Below are 18,688 nucleotides of genomic sequence, written 5' to 3'. Positions count from 1 at the left end.
GCGGTCGCGAGGGTGTTCAGGTTGTTCGTCACACAACGATCTTGGACGCCCTCGCTTCATGTCCGCAGGCAACCCCTTGGAATCAATCATCTAGAGGAGCAGCGCGGGGTCGGCGATCACGCGCTCCACGACGAGGCCCGCGGCGCCGAGGACCGCGGCGCCCTCCGCCAGGCCCGAGACCTCGACCGGCGGCACGCCGCGCCGCAGCGAGCCCGGCCCCTCCGCGAGGACGCCTTCGAGCGGGGGGCGGATCCAGGCGGCCAGCGGGGAGAACACCCCGCCGAGCACGATGGTGTCCGGGTCGATCAGGTTGACGGCCGAGGCCAGCGCGCCGCCGAGCGCGCGGCCCGCCCGGGCCACCGCGTCCAGCGCCGCCGCGTCGCCGGCGCCCAGCCGGTCGACCAGCCTGCCCACCGAGCCCTCCGGCCCGGCGGCCGGCCGCGTCACGGGCAGGCCCGCCGCGCGCAGCATCGCCTCCTGGCCGGCGATCTGCTCCAGGCAGCCGCGCCCGCCGCAGGAGCAGGCGGGGCCGGACGGGTCGGCGACCAGATGCCCGAGCTCGCCCGCGAAGCCGTGCGCGCCGCGGAAGACCCGCCCGTCCACGACGATCCCGGCGCCGATCCCGATCTCCCCCGAGACGTGCACGAAGTCGCCGAACCGGGCGCCGTCGCCGAACCACAGCTCACCGAGGGCCGCGAGGTTGGCCTCGTTGTCGTACTCGGCGGGCAGCGCCGTGGCGAGGCCCGGGGCGCCGGTGACGGGGACGTCCGTCCAGCCGAGGTTCGGTGCGTGCCGCACCATCCCGTTCTCGCGGTCGAGCAGGCCGGGCAGGGCCACCGCGGCGCCGGCGACGGTCAGGCCCTGCCCGGCGACGGCGGCGACCGCCTCGCCCGCGAGCGCGGACAGCGCGGCGAGCACGGCGCCGGGCCCGCGCCCGCGGTTGTCGGAGCTGACGACGTGCCGGTAGCGGACCTGCTTGGCGAGGTCGAGGACGCAGGCGGCGAGGTAGTCGACGTTGACCTCCAGGCCGAGCCCGGCGGCCCCGTCGCCGTGGACGGACACGCCCACCCCGGGACGTCCGCGCTCCCCCTCGTGCACCCGCGCGCCGTCCCGCACCAGGCCCGCGCCCTCCAGCAGGGAGACGAGGTTCGACACCGTCGTCTTGGTGAAGCCGGTGAGCTCGGCCAGTCGCGCCCGGGTCACGGGCTGGTGGCGGGCCACGTGCTCCAGGACGACGGCGAGGTTCCGCTCGCGCATCGTCGCGTGCCGGACGGGGGCGTTCGCGGACTTCGTCATGGATGAACCCTAAATGAATCACGTGGATAGGCAGGGCAGAGGCCCTCTGCTAGGTTAAATAGTCCAAGCTCTTTACGAAAGGCGGGACCCGGATGCCCGAGAGCCTGGTCGCGGGCGTCGACTCCTCGACGCAGTCGACGAAGGTCGTGCTGTGCCGGGCCGCGGACGGCGCCGTGGTCGCGGCGGCGTCCGCCCCGCATCCGGACGGCACCGAGTGCCACCCGGGCCACTGGTGGAGCGCGCTGAGCCAGGTGCGGGACCTGCTCGAACGCGCCGACGCGGTGGCCGTCGCCGCGCAGCAGCACGGCATGGTCGCGCTCGACGGCGCGGGCGAGCCCGTCCGGCCCGCCCTGCTCTGGAACGACACGCGCTCGGCGCCGCAGGCCCGCGCCCTCGTCGAGGAGCTCGGCGGCGCGGAGGGCTGGGCGGCGCGGACCGGCAGCGTGCCGCTGGCGTCGTTCACGGTGACCAAGCTGCGCTGGATGGCCGAGCACGAGCCGGACCGCGCCCGCCGCACCGAGCAGGTCATGCTCCCCCACGACTGGCTGACGCTGCGGCTCGGCGCGTCCGAGCCGGTGACCGACCGGGGCGACGCGTCCGGCACCGGCTACTGGTCCCCCGCGACCGGCGCGTACCTGCCGGACCTGCTGCGCGCGGCCCTCGGCCACGACGCCGGGACGCCCCGCGTCGCCGCCCCCGGCGAGCGCGTCGGCGAGACGGACTGGGGCGCGGCGCTCGGCCCCGGCACCGGCGACAACATGGGCGCCGCGCTAGGACTCGGGCTGGGGCCCGGCGACGTCGTCGTGTCGATCGGCACGTCCGGCACGGCGTTCGCGGTCGCCGGGGAGCCCGCGGCCGACGCCTCCGGGCTGGTGGCGGGGTTCGCCGACGCGACCGGCCGGTTCCTGCCCCTCGTCTGCACGCTGAACGCCGCGCGGATCCTGTCGGCCGCCGCCGCGATGACCGGGGCCTCGCTGGAGGAGCTGTCCGCGCTGGCCCTCGCCGCCGAGCCCGGTGCGGGCGGCCTGACGCTGCTCCCCTACCTCGACGGCGAGCGCACCCCCGACCGGCCGGGCGCCAGCGGCGTGCTCGCGGGGCTCACCACGTCCAACGCGACGCGGGAGAACCTCGCGCGGGCCGCCGTGGAGGCGCTGCTGTGCTCGCTCGCCGACGCCGTCGACCATCTCGCCGCGCAGGGCGTCCGGCCGCGCCGCGTCCTGCTGATCGGGGGCGGCGCCCGCGCCGGGGCCGTACGGGCCCTCGCGCCGGCGATCTTCGGGACGCCGGTGACCGTCCCCGAGCCCGCCGAGTACGTCGCGCTCGGCGCCGCCCGCCAGGCGGCCTGGGCCCTGGCCGGAACGCCCGAACCGCCCGCCTGGCCGGCGCCGCCCGCCACCGAGCACACCGCCGACCGCACCGATGCCGGGGTCCGCGCACGCTACGCGGCGCTGCGCGACACCGCCCCGGAAATATGAGGAGAAACCCATGAGCGACTACACGCCCACGCCCGAGGACCGCTTCTCGTTCGGCATCTGGACGGTCGGCTGGCAGGGCGTCGACGTGTTCGGCCCCGGCACCCGCCCGCCGATGCCCGCCGACCGCGCCGTCCGCGAGCTGGCCGAGATCGGCGCCTACGGCGTGAACTTCCACGACAACGACGTGTTCGACTTCGACGCCGCGCCCGCCGAGCGGCAGGGCGCGATCGACGCGTTCCGCAAGGCCCTGGACGAGACGGGCCTGGTCGTCACCACCGCCACCACGAACCTGTTCGGCCACCCGATCTTCAAGGACGGCGCGTTCACCGCCAACGACCGCGACGTCCGCCGGTTCGCGCTGCGCAAGGTCATGGACAACCTGGACCTGGCCGCCGAGCTGGGCGCCCGCACGTATGTGTGCTGGGGCGGGCGGGAGGGCGCCGAGTCCGGGGCCGCCAAGGACGTCCGGGCCGCGCTGGACCGCTACAAGGAGGCGTTCGACGTCCTCGGCGCCTACGTCGCCGACCAGGGCTACGACCTGCGCTTCGCGATCGAGCCGAAGCCGAACGAGCCGCGCGGCGACATCCTGCTCCCCACGATCGGCCACGCGCTCGCGTTCATCCAGACCCTGGAGCGCCCCGACACCGTCGGCCTGAACCCCGAGGTCGGGCACGAGGAGATGGCCGGGCTGAACTACGCGCACGGCCTGGCGCAGGCGCTGTGGCAGGGCAAGCTGTTCCACATCGACCTCAACGGGCAGCACGGCCCCCGCTACGACCAGGACCTGCGGTTCGGTGCGGGCAACGCGCGCGGCGCCTTCTGGGTCGTCGACCTGATCGACCAGAGCGACTACGACGGCCCGGTCCACTTCGACTTCAAGCCGCCGCGCACCGAGGACGACCGGGGCGTGTGGGAGTCGGCGGCCGCGTGCATGCGCAACTGGCTGATCCTTCAGGAGAAGGCCCGCGCGTTCCGCGCCGACCCCGACGTCCAGGCCGCCCTGCGCGAGGCCAAGCTGCAGGAGCTCGCCCAGCCCACCCTGGCCGCTGGTGAGGACTGGCGCTCCGTCCGCGACGCCACCGCCGACGCCGACGCCCTCGGCGCCCGCCGCACCGCCTTCGAACACCTCGACCAGCTCGCCCTGGAGCACCTTTACGGCGTGCGCTGAAGGTGTCGTGCTTTCCAGGGGTCGCGCCCCCTGGAAACCCCCGTCACGAGCCGGGCAATCCTCACGCCACCGTGCTGGTGTGTTGTACGCGTGCGAATTGGTGGCGTGTTGCTGCGGTCGCCCGGCTCGACGGGTCGGGCCTCTGCGTGCTCACTGGGGCATGGTCCCCGGGCTCATGGGGTCGCCAGGGCTTCGGTGGGGGCCAGGCGGGCGGCGCGCAGGGCGGGGTAGAGGCCGGCGACGCCGCCGATGACGAGGGTGGCGAGGACGCCGCCGACCATCGCCCACACCGGGACGACGGTCGGCCAGCCCTGGGTCATGGCGAAGACTGCGGTGACCACGATGCCCACGGCCACTCCGCCGACACCGCCCAGCACGGCCAGCAGTTGCGACTCGGCGAGGAACTGGAGCCGGATCTGGCCCCGGGTCGCGCCGAGGCTGCGGCGCAGGCCGATCTCGGCGCGGCGCTCCAGAACGGAGATCACCATCGTGTTGGCGACGCCGACGCCGCCGACCAGCAGCGCGACGCCGCCGAGGCCGAGGAGCAGGCCGGTGAACGCCCGGTCGCCGGCCTGCTGCGCGGCCAGCGCGTCCGAGGGGCGGCTGACCTCGACCTCGTTCGGCGACCGCGGGTTCGCGGTCGCGGCGAGCAGGTCCCGCACCTTCGCCACGGCGTCCTTGCGGGTCCGGGTGTAGACGGTGGTCGGGTGGCCGTCGAAGCCGAGGCGGGCAGCGGCGGAGTCCCAGCCGACGAGCGCGGCCGAGTCCAGCGCCGGCGCCAGCTGGTTCGGTTCCAGGACGCCGACGACGGTGAACCACTGGGAGCCGAGCCACACCTGCACGTTCGGCGTCGAGACCCCGAGCCGGCCCGCCGTCTCCGCACCGAGCACCACCGCCGGGTACCTGGCCGTGCCCGCGTTCAGCCACGTGCCGGCGGCCATCGTGAGGCCGACGGTTCTCGGAAGGTCGAGACGGGCCGCGAGGACGCTGATCCCGCCGCTCTCGCCCTCCGGGATGTGGTCGTTGCGGTAGACGCCGGTGTCCGCGAGCTTCGCCGTCGCGGACGCCGACTCCACGTCCGGCATCCGCCCCACCATGCCGACCGACTCCGCCGGCAGCTTGGAGTCCTCGCCGAAGAAGTCCCGGCCGGGCGCCACGGTGAGCAGGTTGGTGCCGAGCCGGTCGAGGGTGGCCTGGAGCTGGGCTCGGCTGGAGGTCGAGATGCCGACCACGCCGATCATCGCCGCGATGCCGATCGCGATGCCGAGCGCGGACAGGAACACCCGCATCGGGCGGGACCGCAGGCCGGCGGCGCCGACGCGCAGCACGTCGCGCGGCCCCAGCCGCGCCGGCCCGCCCCCGCGCGGGCTCGCCGCGTCCACCGTGCCGCCGTCCACCGTGCCGCCGTTCATCGTGCCGCCTCCACCCGTGCGTCGTCGTGGACGATCCTGCCGTCGCGCATCCGCACCTGCCGTGGCAGCAGCGCGGCGATGTCCCGGTCGTGCGTGATGAGCACGACCGTCGTGCCGGCGTCGGACAGCTCCCGCAGCAGGTCCAGGACACCCGCGCCGGACGCGGAGTCCAGCGCGCCGGTCGGCTCGTCCGCCAGCAGCAGCGCGGGCTCCCCCACCACCGCGCGCGCGATCGCGACCCGCTGCTTCTCGCCGCCCGACAGCTGGTGCGGCCGGTGGCCGAGGCGGTGCCCGAGCCCGACGCGCTCCAGCGCGCGGCGGGCCCGGCGGCGCCGCTGCGACAGCGGCACGCCCCCGTACAGGAGCCCCTCCGCGACGTTGTCGAGCGCGCTCACGCCCGCGGTGAGATGGAACTGCTGGAACACGAAGCCGATCCGCCTGGCGCGCAGCGCCGACAGGCGCCGGTCCGGCAGCCGCGACACGTCCGTTCCCTCGACCAGGACGGTGCCCGCGCTCGGCCGATCGAGCGTCCCCAGCAGGTGCAGCATCGTCGACTTCCCCGACCCGGACGGCCCGACGATCGCGACCAGCTCGCGCTCCTCGACGGTCAGCGACACCGCGTCCAGCGCCGTGACGCCGCCCGGGTAGGTCCTGGTGACCTCCCGCAGTTCGACGACCGGGCTCACGAGGGCACTCCGACCTTCATCCCCTCGGCCAGTCCCGGGCCGGAGATCTCGACCTGCCCACCGGTGAAGGCGCCGGTCTCCACAGGGACCGAGCGGACCCGCCCGCCTTCGACGACCTGGACCGCGTAGCCGCCGTCGCCCTGCGCGAGCAGCGCTCCGATCGGCACGGCCAGGACGTCGGCGTGGCGGTTGGCGGTGAGATGCACGACGACGGGCGCCTTGTCGTAGGACCCGATCTCCTTCCTGCTCGCGACCGCGATCTGTACCTCGACGGTCGACGGCTGGTCGTTCCGCCCGCCCGTGGCGACCTTCCCGACCGAGGTGATCGTCCCCTTGACGGTGTCGCCGGACGGCAGCTCGATCCGCACGGTGCCGCCCTTCCTCGCGAGCCGCTGGTACTCCACGTCCAGGTCGACGCTCACGACACGGCTCGTGCCGGTGCAGGTGAGGACGGGCCCGCCGATACGGTCGCCGGCGCTCGCCTTGCGCTCGGCGATCCGGACCCGCCCCGGCGCGACGACGGCCGCGCCCGGCTCGATCCGGCCGGTCTCGGCTACGCCGAGGACGTCCTGCCAGCGCTTCACGGCGGCGGCGGTGGAGCCGTCGAAGGTCTTGTCGACGGTGAAGCCGGTGTAGCCGAGAGCCCGCAGGTTCCGCTCGAACTGCAGGACGTCGGCGCCTTCGGTCCCGTCGGCGAGCGCACGGTAGAGCGGCAGCCTCCCGTACAGCAGCGGGACCGGCTTGTCGTCGACCCGGTACACCGACCTGCCCCTGGAGACCACCGACCCCGCCCCGGCCAGCCAGGTGAGGGTGCCGCGCCCGGTGCCGGCGATGGTGCGGGTGCTGCCGTAGCCGAGGGTCCCGTCCACGTCCTGGGTCTCGACCAGCGTCGTCCGCTCGATCGGCGCCGTCGCGGGCGGCGGCGTGCCGTGCTCGGCGGCGGGCTCGCCGCCGCCGAGGCCGACCGTGGCGAGCCCGGTGCCCCCGGCCACGACCACCCCGGCCGCGCCGAGGACGATGGTGCGCGTCCTGGACACTAGCCCCTGCCAACGGTCGTGGAAGGGCCCTTGCCGCCGTCCGGCGAGAACTTCGAGCACGCCTTCTGCGCGTTCTTGAAAGTCTGGCTCGCCGGGTCGAGTCCGGTGCCCTCGCCCGCCTGGATCTTGATGCCGCCATCGGGTTCGGGGTCGGGGAACCTGCTGATGCCGTTGTCGCGCATGCACTTCGAGAACGCGCGCATCTTGGCGAGGTCCTCGGGCTTCAACTTCGGCGGCTTGCCGCCGTTCGGCATGAGGTGCGCGCACTTCTTCTGCGCCGCTTCGAGCCTGCCCGTCCCCGTCGGCGCCTTGCCCGGGGCGCCGGCCGTGCCCGGGGCGCCCTCAGCGGGCTTGGCGGACGCGTGTATCTCCACACGGCCGTCCGAGGTCGGGTCCTTCATGTCCACCCCGTTGTCACGCATGCACTGGGCGAACTTCCGCATCTTCGCCAGGTCGCCGGCCTTATCGGCGGTCCCGCTCGCCTTCGCGTCCTTGTCCAGGGCACCGCAGCCCTGCACGCCGAGGGCGAGGGCCGGGGCGAGCGCCAGCACCGCGAGCGTCCGTCGTCGCATCGATCGGTCTCCTTGTCGACTGGGCCGCACGGAGTGGCCGGCGGCGACCGCAAGTCCATCCCCACCCGGGTAACCCCGGCGTAACCGGATCGCGTTATGCCGGCGTTACGCCCGCTCCCCGAAGCTGGGGCGGCGGGACGCGCCGGGGAGCGGGTCCGAGGAACGGCAGGGGTGGCGGACGTGCGGGTACTGATCGCAGAGGACGAGCGGATGCTCGCCGACTCGATCGCCGAGGGGCTGCGGGCGGAGGCCCTCGCCGTGGACGTGGTCTACGACGGGGACGCCGCGCTGGAGCGGCTCGGCGTGCACGACTACGACGTGCTCGTCCTGGACCGGGACCTCCCGGTCGTGCACGGCGACGACGTGTGCCGCGCGGTGGTCGAGGCCGGCGCGCTCGTGCGGGTGCTGATGCTCACCGCCGCCGTCACCGTCCCGGCCCGGGTCGACGGGCTGCGCATCGGCGCCGACGACTACCTCACCAAGCCGTTCGCGTTCGAGGAGCTGGTGGCGCGGATCCTCGCGCTCGGCCGGCGGGCCCGCCCGGCGGCGCCGCCGGCGCTGGAGCGCGCCGGGATCCGGGTCGACCCGTCCCGCCAGGAGGTGTACCGCGACGGCCGGTACGTGCACCTGGCGCGCAAGGAGTTCGGGCTGCTGGCCGAGCTGCTGCGCGCGGACGGGACGATCGTGTCCGCCGAGCGGCTGCTGGAGAAGGTGTGGGACGAGCACACCGACCCGTTCACCAACACCGTCCGGGTGACGCTGATGAAGCTGCGCCGCAAGCTCGGCGATCCCCCGGTCATCGAGACCGTCCCGGGAGTGGGGTACCGGATTCCATGAGCGATGCGAGGACCGTGAGGTTCACCGACCGGCTGCGGCCGACGATCCGGCTGCGGCTGACGATCCTCTACACGGGCCTGTTCCTCGGCGCGGGCATCGTGCTGCTCGGCCTGACCTACCTCCTCGTGCAGAACAACCTGCAGCGGCAGGGACCTCCGGCGGAGGACCGCGCCTTCACGGCCGCGGGACCCGCGGTGAAGGGGGCGGCGCCGATGCCCGGTGAGACGTCGGATCTCACCGTGCAGAAAGTGCAGGGCGTGCTGATCAAGGGGCGCGAGGACTACCAGCGGGAGACCCTCAACGCGCTGCTCACCCAGGGCGGGATCGCGCTCGGGCTGGTGGGCGCGGCCGGGCTCGGCTTCGGCTGGCTGCTGGCCGACCGCGCGCTGCGCCCCGTGCACGCGATCACCGAGACCGCACTGCGCGTCGCGCGCAGCCACGACCTCACCGAGCGGATCGCCTACGAGGGCCCGCGCGACGACGTCAAGGAGCTGGCCGACACCTTCGACACCATGCTCGGCCGGCTGGCGCGGGCGTTCGACGGGCAGCGCCGGTTCGTCGCGAACGCCTCGCACGAGCTGCGCACCCCCCTCGCCATCAACCGGACGCTGGTCGACGTGGCGGTGCGGCGCCCGGACGCCACCGACGACGTCAAGCGGCTCGGCGAGTCGCTGCTGGTCGTCAACGGCAGGCACGAGCGGCTCATCGACGGGCTGCTCACCCTCGCCGGGACCGAGAACGTCGTGGTCGACGCCGGGCCGCTCGACCTGGCGGACGTCGCCGGGCACGTCCTGCGGCAGGCCGCCCCCGAGGCGCGGGCCCGCGAGGTGACCGCGGACCGCAGGCTCGGCCCGGCCCCCACCTCCGGCGACCCGGTGCTGGTGGAGCGGCTCGTGCAGAACCTGGTGGAGAACGCGATCCGGCACAACCGCGACGGCGGCCGGGTGCACGTCGCCACCCGGGGCCGGGACGGCTGGGCCGAGCTCACCGTCGCCAACACCGGTCCGGTGGTCCCCGCCTACGAGGTCGAGACGATCTTCGAGCCGTTCCGGCGGCTCGGCAACGACCGGGTGCGCTCCGACCGCGGCGCTGGCCTCGGTCTGTCGATCGTCCGCGCGACCGCGACCGCCCACGGCGGCACGGTGGCCGCGGCGCCGCGCCCGGAGGGCGGCCTCGTCGTGACCGTCCGCCTGCCCGGCCGGGCCGACGCCCCGCTGCGCGCCGCCCCCGCCGGAGCGACCGCGTCAACCGCCCCGGGCTGAGGCGGTCCCCTCGGCCGGGGCGGGCGCCCGCGGGCGCAGCGCGGACACGGCCAGGGCGACGACGGTCCCGGCGAGGGCCCACCCGGCCAGCACCCAGAACGCGTGCGCCGTGGCGCTGCCGGAGAAGTAGACGGTGTTGCGGACGGCCGTCGTGGCCGCGCCCGTCGGCAGCCAGCCGCCGATCGCGCGCCAGAACGGCGGCAGCAGCGCGGCCGGGTAGGCGCCGCCGGCGCTGGGGTTGCCGAGCACGACGAACAGCAGGATCGCCAGGCCGATCCCGACGAGCCCGAACAGCGCCTGGAGCGCGGCGGTGGCGGCCGCCGCCGCGAAGACCACGAGCGCCCCGATCCCCCACAGCGGGAAGAAGTGGCCCGGCAGCGCGCCGAGGACGGGGCCGGCGACGAGGGCGCCGCCGAGCCCCGACACGGCCGAGTAGAGGGCGAGCGCCCCCACCCGGATGACCGTGCGGCGCGCGTTCGCCGGGCGGGCGCCGCCCGCGACCGCGAGGATCGCGGCCGCCAGGTAGCCGCCCACCACCCAGCCGATGACGAGGTAGAAGGAGGAGAGGCCACGGCCGTCCTTGGGGCCTGGCGGACGGATGTCGACGACCGTCACCTGCCGGCCCCGGGCGGTCTCCAGCCGGTGCGCGACGTCGGTGGCGGTGCCGGCGAGCGCCGGCCCGGCGGCGGAGGCCACCAGGAGCGTGTCGGTGCCGCCGCGCGGGTCCACGATGATCGCCGCGTCGACGTCCCGGTGCAGGATGTCCCGGCGGGCCTGCTGCGCGCCGGGGGCCGTGCGGGCTTTCAAGGGCGCTCCCTCCAGCTCGTTCACCTGCGCGACGACCTGTCCCGCCACCGCGGGCGGTGCGACCACCGCGACGGGGATGCGGTGCGGGGTCGGCGAATGGAACGCGCCGATGTAGGACAGGATGAATCCGAGCTGCAGCAGCAGGACTCCGGAGACCAGGGCGAACGCGCGCAGCGTCACCGCGTCGCGGAGTTCGGCCCCGAACCCGCGGTCGGGCGGCCGCCGTTCGGGCACGCGAGTGCTCATGCCCGTCGCCTACCCATTCGGTGGCCCGCTAGCTGCGCGAACGCCGGGTCAGGCACCGGCACCGCCTTCGGTGTCGCGCAGGGTGGGGGTGTGCAGCCGGATCGTGGTGCCGCCCGGGCCGGACCGCACGTCGAGGTGGTCGCAGATCTGCCGGGCGAGCCAGATGCCGTCGCCCGGCCGCGGGTCGAGCGTCGGCGGATGCAGGCCGATGAAGGGATCGAGGGACGCGGTGGCGGGCAGGTCGACGTCGCAGACGACCCTCCCCGGGCCGGCCCCACAGCGCGACGCTCGGGCGGCGGCCCCCGGTGCCGGACACGCCGGTGAGCAGCTCTCCGACCGCCGCCGCGAAGATCATCAACCGCTCGCCGGCCAGCCCGAGCAGCGCGGTCTCCAGCACGACGGTGTGCCGCATCCGGGCGAGGTCGCCGGTGCACGGCACGGTGACGGCGTCGTCCGGGCGGGCGGCCAGCGGCGCCGCCCGGCCGCGAACGAACGCGACCGGCTCGGTGTACCCGGGGCTCGCGGCCACGTCGGTGCCGTCCACGATGTGCGGGTGGGTGCGCAGGGCGTTGCCCACGATCTCCGGTTCGAGGGCGCGGGCGTCGTAGGGGCAGACCATGTGGATGCCGGTGCCGGCCAGCACCGCGTTGAGGGCGGATTCCATGCACTCCCACGCCTCGACCTGCCGGGTCGACCGTCCCGCCCATACGGGCTCGGCGAGGATGCGGACGCGCGCGGCGCCGGGATGCCGGTGCCGGTAGCCGGTGAACGCGGCGACGCGCTGCGGCGGGCGGCGGCCGAAGAAGGCGGACTCGGCGTAGTCGACGTTGCGGGCGTGCCGCCCGAGGGCGGTCTGCACCAGGCCGAGGTTGACGGGCGTGGTGGTCACCAGCACCGGTTCCTCACGCCGGAGCCCCTCGTCGATGAACGGGACCGCCATCCGCAAGAAGTCGTCGTCGCTGGAGTAGACGCAGCCTTGATGCACGAACGTGGAGCCGTTCACCCCCGGTCCCCCTCTTCCAACGGCGCCGGTGCGTGCCGTTACGCCGTGGCCCGCGGGCGCGCCCCGGCGGGCGGGGCGCCACCGCGGCGAATGCCCCCATCGACTACAGCAAGGATCGTATCGATCACAAGGAGTATCAAGCGGAACACCGAAATACCCCGGCCGCTCCGTCCGGATGCCGGAGGCCCCGGACCTGGAACCCGGGCCGGAGCAAGGTAGCGTCGGACCAATGACCAGTGCTGAACTGCTCACCGACGCGTTCGACCGGATCCAGGAGGTCGTCCACCGGGCGGTCGGGGGCCTCAGCGGGCCGCAGCTCGCCCGCCGGCCCGCCGAGGACGCCAACTCGATCGCGTGGCTCGTCTGGCACCTCACCCGCATCCAGGACGACCACGTCGCCGGGGTGGCCGGCACCGACCAGGTGTGGACGGGCGACGGCTGGGCCGACCGTTTCGCTCTTCCGTTCGCCGCCTCCGACACCGGATACGGCCACACCCCCGCCCACGTCGCCGCCGTCCGGGTCCCGGCGGAGATGCTCACGGGCTACCACGACGCCGTGCACGACAGGAGCGTCCGGTACGTGTCCGCGCTGACCGACGACGACCTGCCCCGGGTCGTCGACCGGGCGTGGGATCCGCCGGTCACGCTGGCGGTCCGGCTGATCAGCGTGATCTCCGACGACCTCCAGCACGCGGGCCAGGCCGCCTACGTGCGCGGCCTGCTCACGGGCTGACCTCAGGCCCGTCCTGCCCGCTCCGGGGACGGGACGGCGGGGCGATGTCGCGGATCAGGCGGCACCACCGGGGGCCGATGCAGTCCAGGTGATGGGCCCGCGCGGACCGCAGGGCCTCCTCGCCCAGCCGGTCCCGCAGGCCGGGGTTCGCGGTCACCGCGCGGAGCGCCGCGGTCAGGGCGTCCACGTCCCCGGCGGGCACGAGGAGCCCGTCACGGCCATGGGCGATCATCTCGGCCGGCCCGGTGGGGCAGTCGAACGCCACCACCGCCAGCCCCATGCCCATCGCCTCGATGACGACCATGGGCATGCCCTCGCGGCGCGACGACAGCGCGTAGACCGACGCCCGCTCCATCTTCGCGTGCAGGTCGCGGGTGCGAGGGCGCAGTTCGGCCCGCCCGCCGAGGCCGAGGTCGTCGATCAGCGCGCGGAGCCGGTCGCGCCGGGGCCCGCCTCCGAAGACGCGCAGGGTCCAGTCGGGGTCCTCGGCGGCGATCGGTGCGAACGCGCGCAGGAGCAGGTCGAAGCCCTTGGCCTGGACGAGCCGCCCGGCGGCCACGACGACCTTGTGCACGCGCCGGGACGGCCGCTCCGGTAACGCGGGCGCGGCATTCGGGATGCGGACGACGCGCACGGCGGACCCCGCGAGCGCGGCCTGGTACTCGGCGCGGCCGGCCTCGGTGAGCGTGGTGACGACGGTGAGGCGGCGGTAGGCGCGGACGATCTGCCGCCGGAGGGCGGGCCGGTAGGCCCCGAGGTGCATGTGGTCCTGGCCGATCGTCGCGACCCCGGCCGGCGCCAGCTCGGCCGCCAGCAGGTTGAGGGATGGCCGGGTGCCGATGAGCACGTCGGGCGGCGCCGCCCGCCAGAGAGCGCCGCGCAGCACGCACACGTCCGTCCAGAGGCTCATGTGGCGGAACGACGCCTCGTCCGCCGGTGTCAGGAGGCTCGGGAGCCTGGCCAGGACGCGGGCCGCGCGCCCCTTGGGCGCCAGGCCGTCGTCGGCGTAGGTGACCGTGACCCCGGCGGGGAGGGCGAAGAACGCCCTCCTGCTCCGCTTCAGCACGCTGACGATCTCGACGTCGTGGTCGCGGGCCAGATGGCCGCACAGGTTCAGGACCGTGCGGATCGTTCCGCCCGTCCCGTGCGCGTTCTGCAGCAGGACGCGGACGCGGAGCCGGTCACCGGGGGGCGGGACGCGCCTTCGCCGCAGCGGGCGCAGCACCCAGAGCGCCGCGCGGCGCAGGACGCGGTGCGCCCTGCGCCGGACGCGGCGCCGCAGTCGCAGCGGGTGCGCTGGCTCGTTCACCGGGTCCCCGATCGCCGACGGCCGTGCCCGGGCCGTTCCCGGGGCGGGGCCCGGTCATCGTCACCCGGTGGTCACGGTTCGGTCGAGGGCGCTGCCCTTCACCCACCGGTCCCACGACATCTGGTAGTAGCTCCAGCCGTTGAGCGGCTCCAGCTTCCGCTTGGTGCCGGTGATGATCACCGGGTCGCCGCGGTAGGACCACTGGTAGTACCAGCGGGCGTCGGCGGGCGGGGAGTTCAGGCAGCCGTGGCTCACGTTCTGGCGGCCCTGCGCCCACACGGTGGCGGCCATCGAGTGGATGTACTCGCCGCTGTTGGAGATCCGCACCGCGTGCGGGATGACCTCCTTGTATCCGCCGTTCTTCTTGTCGTCGGGCTTGACGCCCATCCACTCCGACGTCATGATCGCCGGATTCTCCTTGCCCATGGTCAGGTGGACGCCGCTGGTGGTGAGGTAGGTGTCGACGCCGTTGACCACGCGGCCGCCGCGGCCGGCGCTGATCGGCCAGGTGCGGACCTTCTTGCCGTTCTTGGTGGCGATGAGCTTGTGCTTCTTGGTGCTGACCGTGACCATGTGCGCGTCGCCGATGCGGAACCCGCGGGCGGCGTCCGACACGCCGTAGGTCTTCTTGCCCGACCTCACCCCGGCCAGCTTGGCGGTGAACGTCACCTTCTGGTTGGGCGCCCACCAGGTGCCGTTCTTCGTCCGGAAGATCACCGTGGTGTCGTTCGTCCAGTACCAGGCGCCGGTGGCGGGCGTGGTCGACTTGACCTCCAGGGCGCTCTCGACGGCCTTCTTGTCGGCCACCGGGCGGTTGAAGGTCACCTGGATCGGCATGCCGACGCCGACCTTCTCGTTCTTGTTCGGGGTGATGTCGACGATGCTGAGCTCGCTTGCGGCCTTGAGCGTGGCGAAGGCGGCGTTGACCGTGGCCGTCTTGCCCTTGGGGCTCTTGGCGACCGCGGTGACCTGGTACTTGGCACCGGGGCGCAGCGTGCGCGACTTCCAGCTGGTCTTGTCGGCGGCCATCGCGCCGTCCACGGGCTTGCCCTTGAGCGTGACCGCGACCTGTTCGAGAGTCCCGCCCGCGGCGGTGACGACGACCCCGTCCTCGGGCTTGGCCTTGGTGTTGCCGTTGCCCGGGTTGATCGTCACCTGCGGGACGCTCGCGTCGCCCTTGTCTCCGACGGTGACGCCGGAGTCCTTCTCTCCCCCGCTGCAGGCCGTCGTGAAGAGGAGGACGACCCCCGCCATTCCCGCGCCAGCCCGAACCCCTGCGGAAAGCCTCCGCTGCACCCTTGACCTCCAGAACCCGCCGTCTACCAGAGCGACATTAGCGACAAAAGTCGCCGATCATGCCATGTCCCAGGGTTTTTGCAGGCGCCTGAGATCAAAGCGTTGCACGACGACGGTTTCGTCGGCCTCTGCCGGTCCCTGGCGACCGTCTCAGCGGAGAGCACTGCCCTGTCGCCACTTGTCGAAGGACAACTGCCAGACGCTCCAGCCGTTGTCCCACTCGACCTCGCGGTCGGTCCCGGTCAGATCGATCACGTCGCCGCGCTGCATGACGTCGTAGAACCACTTGGCGTTGGCCGGGCTGACGTTCAGGCAGCCGTGGCTGACGTTCGCCGAGCCCTGCGAGCCGACCGACCAGGGCGCCGAGTGGACGTACTCGCCGCTGTTGGAGAAGCGGACCGCGTAGTTCACGACGGTCTTGTAGTAGCCCGGGTCCCCCTCCTTGCGTCCCGGGGACGTCATCGTGACCGGGTTGCCCTTCTCCATCAGGAGGTGGACGCCGCTGGTGGTGGTGAACTCGCGCGTCTGGCCGTTGCCGGCGCTGAACGGGACGGTGCGCAGCTTCTTGCCGTCCCGCGTCACCGTCATGTGGTGGTCGCCGATGTCCCCGGTGGTGATCTGCGAGGCGCCGATGCTGATGGTCGCCTGCGCGTCCTTGGCCCCGTACACGCCGCCGCCCGCGTTCACTCCGGCGAGGTCGGCCTGGAAGCGGACCTTCTGGTGCGGCTGCCAGTACGTCTTCGTCCGGTAGACGACCTGGTCGGAGCCGACCCAGCGCCACGCGCCCTCGACCGGCCTCTCCGGGCTGACGCGCAGCGTCCGCTCCACGGCGGCCTTGTCGGCGACCGGCCGGTTGAACCGGACGAAGATCGGCATGCCGACGCCGACCTTCTCTCCGGTGAGGTTCGGCGTGATGTCCGCGATCGACAGCGTCTCGGCGGGCTTCAGCGTCGTGAACGAGCTGGTGGCCGTGCGGGTCTTGCCGCCGTCGCCGGCCTGCGCCGTGACCGTGTAGGACGTCCCGGGGGTCAGGGTGCGGGCGGACCGCCACGTCTTGCGGCCGTCCCCGTAGTTCCCGGAGATCGCGGCGCCCCCGCCCTGGACGGTGACGTTCCGCAGCTTCGCGCCGGAGGCCTTGACCTCGATCGTGCCGTCCGGTTTGACCTGGGCGGTCCCGTTCGCCGGTGTGATCGTCACGGCCGTGTCCGACCCGCCCGAGGCGAGCTTGCCCTCGCCCCCGATCGAGCAGCCGGTCACCAGCAGCGCCAGCGCTCCCGTCCCGCCGGCCACCACAGGTCCCAACCGACCCTTTGTCACCACTGACTCCCCCAACCTCAAACATTCACCCCGTGTAGGTGAAATCTATCTAAGGATGGAGACGCCCTGAATCACACCCGGGTTCGGACATGAGCGAAGATTCGCTGTTCAGAGACGGTCAGAGACGGTCAGAGGGGTGCAGAGGGGACAAGGGGGGCCAACCGCAAGGAGGGTCAGGCGCCGGGAGCGGGAGCGGCCGCGGTGGCGGGCTCGCGGTTGACGTGGTGCACCACGCGCTTGAAGCCCCAGACCGAGACCGCGATGCCGATCGCACCCAGCCCCGCGACGATCCCGGTGCGGATCCACAGGTACATGCTGATCGACTCGTTGAAGAGCATCCAGAGGCTGACGCCCACGTTCGTGAGCAGCACCGCCGACCACAGCAGCGAGATGCGCAGGAAGAACTGGTGGACCCGGGCGTTCTTGTAGAACGCGTCGGGGATCGGCGCCATGTCCTTGGCGAGCTTCATCGCGAGCGGCCGCCGGAGCGGCACCGAGGCGAGGAAGGCCATGCTGACGGCGAGCGTGCCGAGGGTCGGCTGGAGGAAGTAGACGACGGCGCTGTGCGTCGCGGCCGCGAGGGCCGCGCGCACGGTCACCCCGACCGCGGCGAGCATGAGCATCCCCGACACCGGGTGCCCGCGCACGTACCGGTACACGATCCCGCCGTACACCCAGGCGACCGCGGCGATGAGCGCGCCGTTCAGTCCGAGGACGACGAGGGCCGCGTAGAACACCGCGACGGGGGCGATGACCCCCTCGACGAAGCGCGGGAGCGCGTGCATCAGCAGCGCGGTCACCCGCGGCAGTTCGAAGATGTGGTGGCCGCCCGCGTGCCCCTGGCCGTCCTGCGGCTTCCGAGCCCGCACAAGGCCGGGTGGTTCTTCCGTGGTCATGGTCGCCGGTCGTTCCATCGAGCGCTGCGCTCCCCGATCGGTGTACATGGTCTCGGATGTGCTCACGATTCGCCCCACCGTACGTGATGATCCGCTCGCGTCCGTCCGGTTTAGACGTATCCGTCCCCGTGCGGCCGCTCCCCTGTTAGTTCGGCCCCGATACCCCTGTGGTGCGAATCAAGGCCGGATGCGGCCAGGTCCGAACTCCGCCTCCTCGGCTTATTTCCGAGTTTCGACAGAGCTCACAATGGAGTTCTTCCGGGTATCCCCAAAGCCTTCTCAGGACTCGGGCGCGGTGGGCTGGACCTCTTTCGCGGCTGCGTAGATCGCGCGCAGCGTGACCGCCACGGACGGCCTGCGCACGCTGGCGGTGCGAGTCACGGCGTAGACCTCTCGGGCCAGCGTGCATTCGGGGATGCGCCGGGCCGCCACGCCCTGGTCGCCGGCGGCGAGCGCCAGCGCCGGCACCGCGGTGATCCCGATGCCGCGGGCCACGAGGCTCAGGATCGTGTGGAGGCCTTCGAACTCCCACGGCACGGGACGGGCGCCGCCGACCGTGTCCAGGAGCCGCTCGACGGCCTGCCGCGACGGCTCCCCGGCCGGCGCCGCCATCCACGGCTCCTCCCGCAGCTGCTGCAGGTCGACCGGCCGGTCCGGCCGGGCCATGGGGTGGGTGTCCGGGACCACGAGGACGAGGGGGTCACGGCGCAGGTGGAAGAACTCCAGCGCGGCGGGCGACTGGTCGGGGACCTTGCCCGTCCAGTCGTCGATCAGCGCGATGTCGACCTCGCCGTTCTGCACCTGGCGGATGCCGGTGCCGGGCGCGGTCTGCCGCAGCACGAACGTGAGCCCGGGGTGATCGCTGAGGCTGTGCGCCAGCGCGGGGGCGAACGCGACGGCCGCGGTCGGGAACGCGGTGACCACGACCCGGCCCATGGGTGCGTCGGCCTGGGCGGACAGCTCCGCCTCGGCCGTCTCCACCAGGCCGAGGATCTCCTCGGCGCGCTCGGCGAGGCGGCGCCCGGCGTCGGTCAGCTCCGCGCTGCGCGCCGTCCGGTCCAGCAGCGGGACGCGGGCCTCGCGTTCGAGGGCGGCCAGTTGCTGGGAGACCGCCGAGGGCGTGTAGCCGAGGGCCGCGGCGGTGGCCGCGATGCTGCCGCGGCGGCCGAACTCGGCGAGCAGCCGCAGGCGGCGCAGCTCCAGCATCAGCCCACCTTACGGTCAGCATCGATGAGACTCGCTTGTAATGATGCTAAATGGGGGCAAGAGTTAGGCGAACCCGGCCGGGTCGCAACACACGGGGATTCCGCGATCACCCTCCGTGAATCAGCCATGC

At 73.6% G+C, this 18,688-nt stretch carries 17 protein-coding genes; 5 read left to right on the top strand and 12 right to left on the bottom strand.

Annotation, left to right across the window (positions count from 1 at the left end; translation table 11 throughout):
* Nucleotides 1–90 precede the first annotated feature (90 nt).
* Nucleotides 91–1,296 carry an ROK family transcriptional regulator gene (locus tag CHC11_RS39525; protein WP_089317035.1) on the bottom strand — a complete coding sequence of 402 codons (1,206 nt, stop codon included), beginning with the start codon at nt 1,294–1,296 and terminating at the stop codon, nt 91–93.
* Between the two features lie 92 nt (nt 1,297–1,388).
* Here CHC11_RS39525 and xylB point away from each other — a divergent pair, with 92 nt between their 5' ends.
* Both xylB and xylA read left to right on the top strand, forming a co-directional pair.
* Nucleotides 1,389–2,771, top strand: coding sequence for a xylulokinase (xylB, locus tag CHC11_RS39520; protein WP_089317034.1), 1,383 nt, complete (start codon nt 1,389–1,391; stop codon nt 2,769–2,771).
* Between the two features lie 10 nt (nt 2,772–2,781).
* Complete coding sequence (gene xylA, locus CHC11_RS39515) at nt 2,782–3,939, top strand: xylose isomerase (protein WP_089317033.1); 1,158 nt, start codon at nt 2,782–2,784, stop codon at nt 3,937–3,939.
* Nucleotides 3,940–4,112: 173 nt separating this feature from the next.
* Here the strand turns inward: xylA and CHC11_RS39510 are convergent, their stop codons facing one another.
* From CHC11_RS39510 to CHC11_RS39495, 4 genes are read right to left on the bottom strand one after another with little or no spacing between them, the layout of a single operon-like run.
* Nucleotides 4,113–5,351, bottom strand: coding sequence for an ABC transporter permease (locus tag CHC11_RS39510; protein ID WP_089317032.1), 1,239 nt, complete (start codon nt 5,349–5,351; stop codon nt 4,113–4,115).
* On the bottom strand, nt 5,348–6,037 hold the full coding sequence (locus tag CHC11_RS39505; protein ID WP_089317031.1) for an ABC transporter ATP-binding protein: 690 nt from the start codon (nt 6,035–6,037) through the stop codon (nt 5,348–5,350). Before CHC11_RS39505 ends, CHC11_RS39510 begins: the two co-directional genes overlap by 4 nt.
* A complete protein-coding gene (locus CHC11_RS39500) occupies nt 6,034–7,074 on the bottom strand; it encodes an efflux RND transporter periplasmic adaptor subunit (protein ID WP_089317030.1) in 1,041 nt (346 codons plus the stop codon). The genes CHC11_RS39505 and CHC11_RS39500 overlap by 4 nt, the downstream gene beginning before the upstream one ends.
* Entirely contained in the window at nt 7,074–7,646 is a 573-nt protein-coding gene (locus CHC11_RS39495; RefSeq protein WP_089317029.1) for a hypothetical protein, read from the bottom strand. The genes CHC11_RS39500 and CHC11_RS39495 overlap by 1 nt, the downstream gene beginning before the upstream one ends.
* Nucleotides 7,647–7,826: 180 nt before the next feature.
* Between CHC11_RS39495 and CHC11_RS39490 the strand changes: the two genes are divergently transcribed.
* Together CHC11_RS39490 and CHC11_RS39485 are read left to right on the top strand one after the other, a co-directional pair.
* Entirely contained in the window at nt 7,827–8,483 is a 657-nt protein-coding gene (locus CHC11_RS39490) for a response regulator transcription factor (protein ID WP_089317038.1), read from the top strand.
* Nucleotides 8,480–9,745: a sensor histidine kinase gene (locus CHC11_RS39485; RefSeq protein ID WP_089317028.1), complete on the top strand. Its 1,266-nt coding sequence runs from the start codon at nt 8,480–8,482 to the stop codon at nt 9,743–9,745. The genes CHC11_RS39490 and CHC11_RS39485 overlap by 4 nt, the downstream gene beginning before the upstream one ends.
* Here the strand turns inward: CHC11_RS39485 and CHC11_RS39480 are convergent.
* Nucleotides 9,728–10,798 carry an ABC-2 transporter permease gene (locus CHC11_RS39480; RefSeq protein ID WP_089317027.1) on the bottom strand — a complete coding sequence of 357 codons (1,071 nt, stop codon included), beginning with the start codon at nt 10,796–10,798 and terminating at the stop codon, nt 9,728–9,730. The two genes, CHC11_RS39485 and CHC11_RS39480, sit on opposite strands and share 18 nt — an antisense overlap.
* Before the next feature lie 28 nt (nt 10,799–10,826).
* Nucleotides 10,827–11,801: an MEDS domain-containing protein gene (locus tag CHC11_RS39475; protein WP_089317026.1), complete on the bottom strand. Its 975-nt coding sequence runs from the start codon at nt 11,799–11,801 to the stop codon at nt 10,827–10,829.
* A 229-nt stretch (nt 11,802–12,030) separates the two neighbouring features.
* Here CHC11_RS39475 and CHC11_RS39470 point away from each other — a divergent pair, with 229 nt between their 5' ends.
* Nucleotides 12,031–12,534 (top strand): mycothiol transferase, encoded by a 504-nt coding sequence (locus CHC11_RS39470; protein ID WP_089317025.1) that lies wholly within the window; start codon nt 12,031–12,033, stop codon nt 12,532–12,534.
* Here the strand turns inward: CHC11_RS39470 and CHC11_RS39465 are convergent.
* The 5 genes from CHC11_RS39465 to CHC11_RS39445 form a co-directional block, all read right to left on the bottom strand.
* Complete coding sequence (locus CHC11_RS39465; RefSeq protein WP_245920301.1) at nt 12,524–13,843, bottom strand: glycosyltransferase family 4 protein; 1,320 nt, start codon at nt 13,841–13,843, stop codon at nt 12,524–12,526. The two genes, CHC11_RS39470 and CHC11_RS39465, sit on opposite strands and share 11 nt — an antisense overlap.
* Nucleotides 13,844–13,903: 60 nt before the next feature.
* Nucleotides 13,904–15,097, bottom strand: coding sequence for a L,D-transpeptidase (locus CHC11_RS39460; RefSeq protein WP_089317023.1), 1,194 nt, complete (start codon nt 15,095–15,097; stop codon nt 13,904–13,906).
* A gap of 192 nt (nt 15,098–15,289) precedes the next feature.
* Complete coding sequence (locus CHC11_RS39455) at nt 15,290–16,432, bottom strand: L,D-transpeptidase (RefSeq protein ID WP_245920304.1); 1,143 nt, start codon at nt 16,430–16,432, stop codon at nt 15,290–15,292.
* Nucleotides 16,433–16,629: 197 nt separating this feature from the next.
* Nucleotides 16,630–17,418, bottom strand: a complete 789-nt coding sequence (locus tag CHC11_RS39450; protein ID WP_245920300.1) for a VC0807 family protein — start codon at nt 17,416–17,418, stop codon at nt 16,630–16,632.
* A 213-nt stretch (nt 17,419–17,631) separates the two neighbouring features.
* Nucleotides 17,632–18,558, bottom strand: a complete 927-nt coding sequence (locus tag CHC11_RS39445; protein WP_089317020.1) for a LysR family transcriptional regulator — start codon at nt 18,556–18,558, stop codon at nt 17,632–17,634.
* Nucleotides 18,559–18,688 lie beyond the last annotated feature (130 nt).

The sequence above is a fragment of the Actinomadura mexicana genome, assembly GCF_900188105.1.
Lineage (GTDB): Bacteria > Actinomycetota > Actinomycetes > Streptosporangiales > Streptosporangiaceae > Spirillospora > Spirillospora mexicana.
The sequence above is the reverse complement of the archived record's forward strand: the minus strand, read 5'-3'. Positions and strand labels throughout refer to the sequence as shown.

Bases quoted from the DNA above. Each gene is read 5' to 3' on its own strand.
- xylA (WP_089317033.1), top strand. From the start codon at position 2,782: ATGAGCGACTACACGCCCACGCCCGAGGACCGCTTCTCGTTCGGCATC.
- CHC11_RS39495 (WP_089317029.1), bottom strand. From the start codon at position 7,646: ATGCGACGACGGACGCTCGCGGTGCTGGCGCTCGCCCCGGCCCTCGCC.
- CHC11_RS39470 (WP_089317025.1), top strand. From the start codon at position 12,031: ATGACCAGTGCTGAACTGCTCACCGACGCGTTCGACCGGATCCAGGAG.
- CHC11_RS39525 (WP_089317035.1), bottom strand. From the start codon at position 1,296: ATGACGAAGTCCGCGAACGCCCCCGTCCGGCACGCGACGATGCGCGAG.
- CHC11_RS39485 (WP_089317028.1), top strand. From the start codon at position 8,480: ATGAGCGATGCGAGGACCGTGAGGTTCACCGACCGGCTGCGGCCGACG.
- CHC11_RS39460 (WP_089317023.1), bottom strand. From the start codon at position 15,097: ATGGCGGGGGTCGTCCTCCTCTTCACGACGGCCTGCAGCGGGGGAGAG.
- CHC11_RS39480 (WP_089317027.1), bottom strand. From the start codon at position 10,798: ATGAGCACTCGCGTGCCCGAACGGCGGCCGCCCGACCGCGGGTTCGGG.
- xylB (WP_089317034.1), top strand. From the start codon at position 1,389: ATGCCCGAGAGCCTGGTCGCGGGCGTCGACTCCTCGACGCAGTCGACG.
- CHC11_RS39510 (WP_089317032.1), bottom strand. From the start codon at position 5,351: ATGAACGGCGGCACGGTGGACGGCGGCACGGTGGACGCGGCGAGCCCG.
- CHC11_RS39445 (WP_089317020.1), bottom strand. From the start codon at position 18,558: ATGCTGGAGCTGCGCCGCCTGCGGCTGCTCGCCGAGTTCGGCCGCCGC.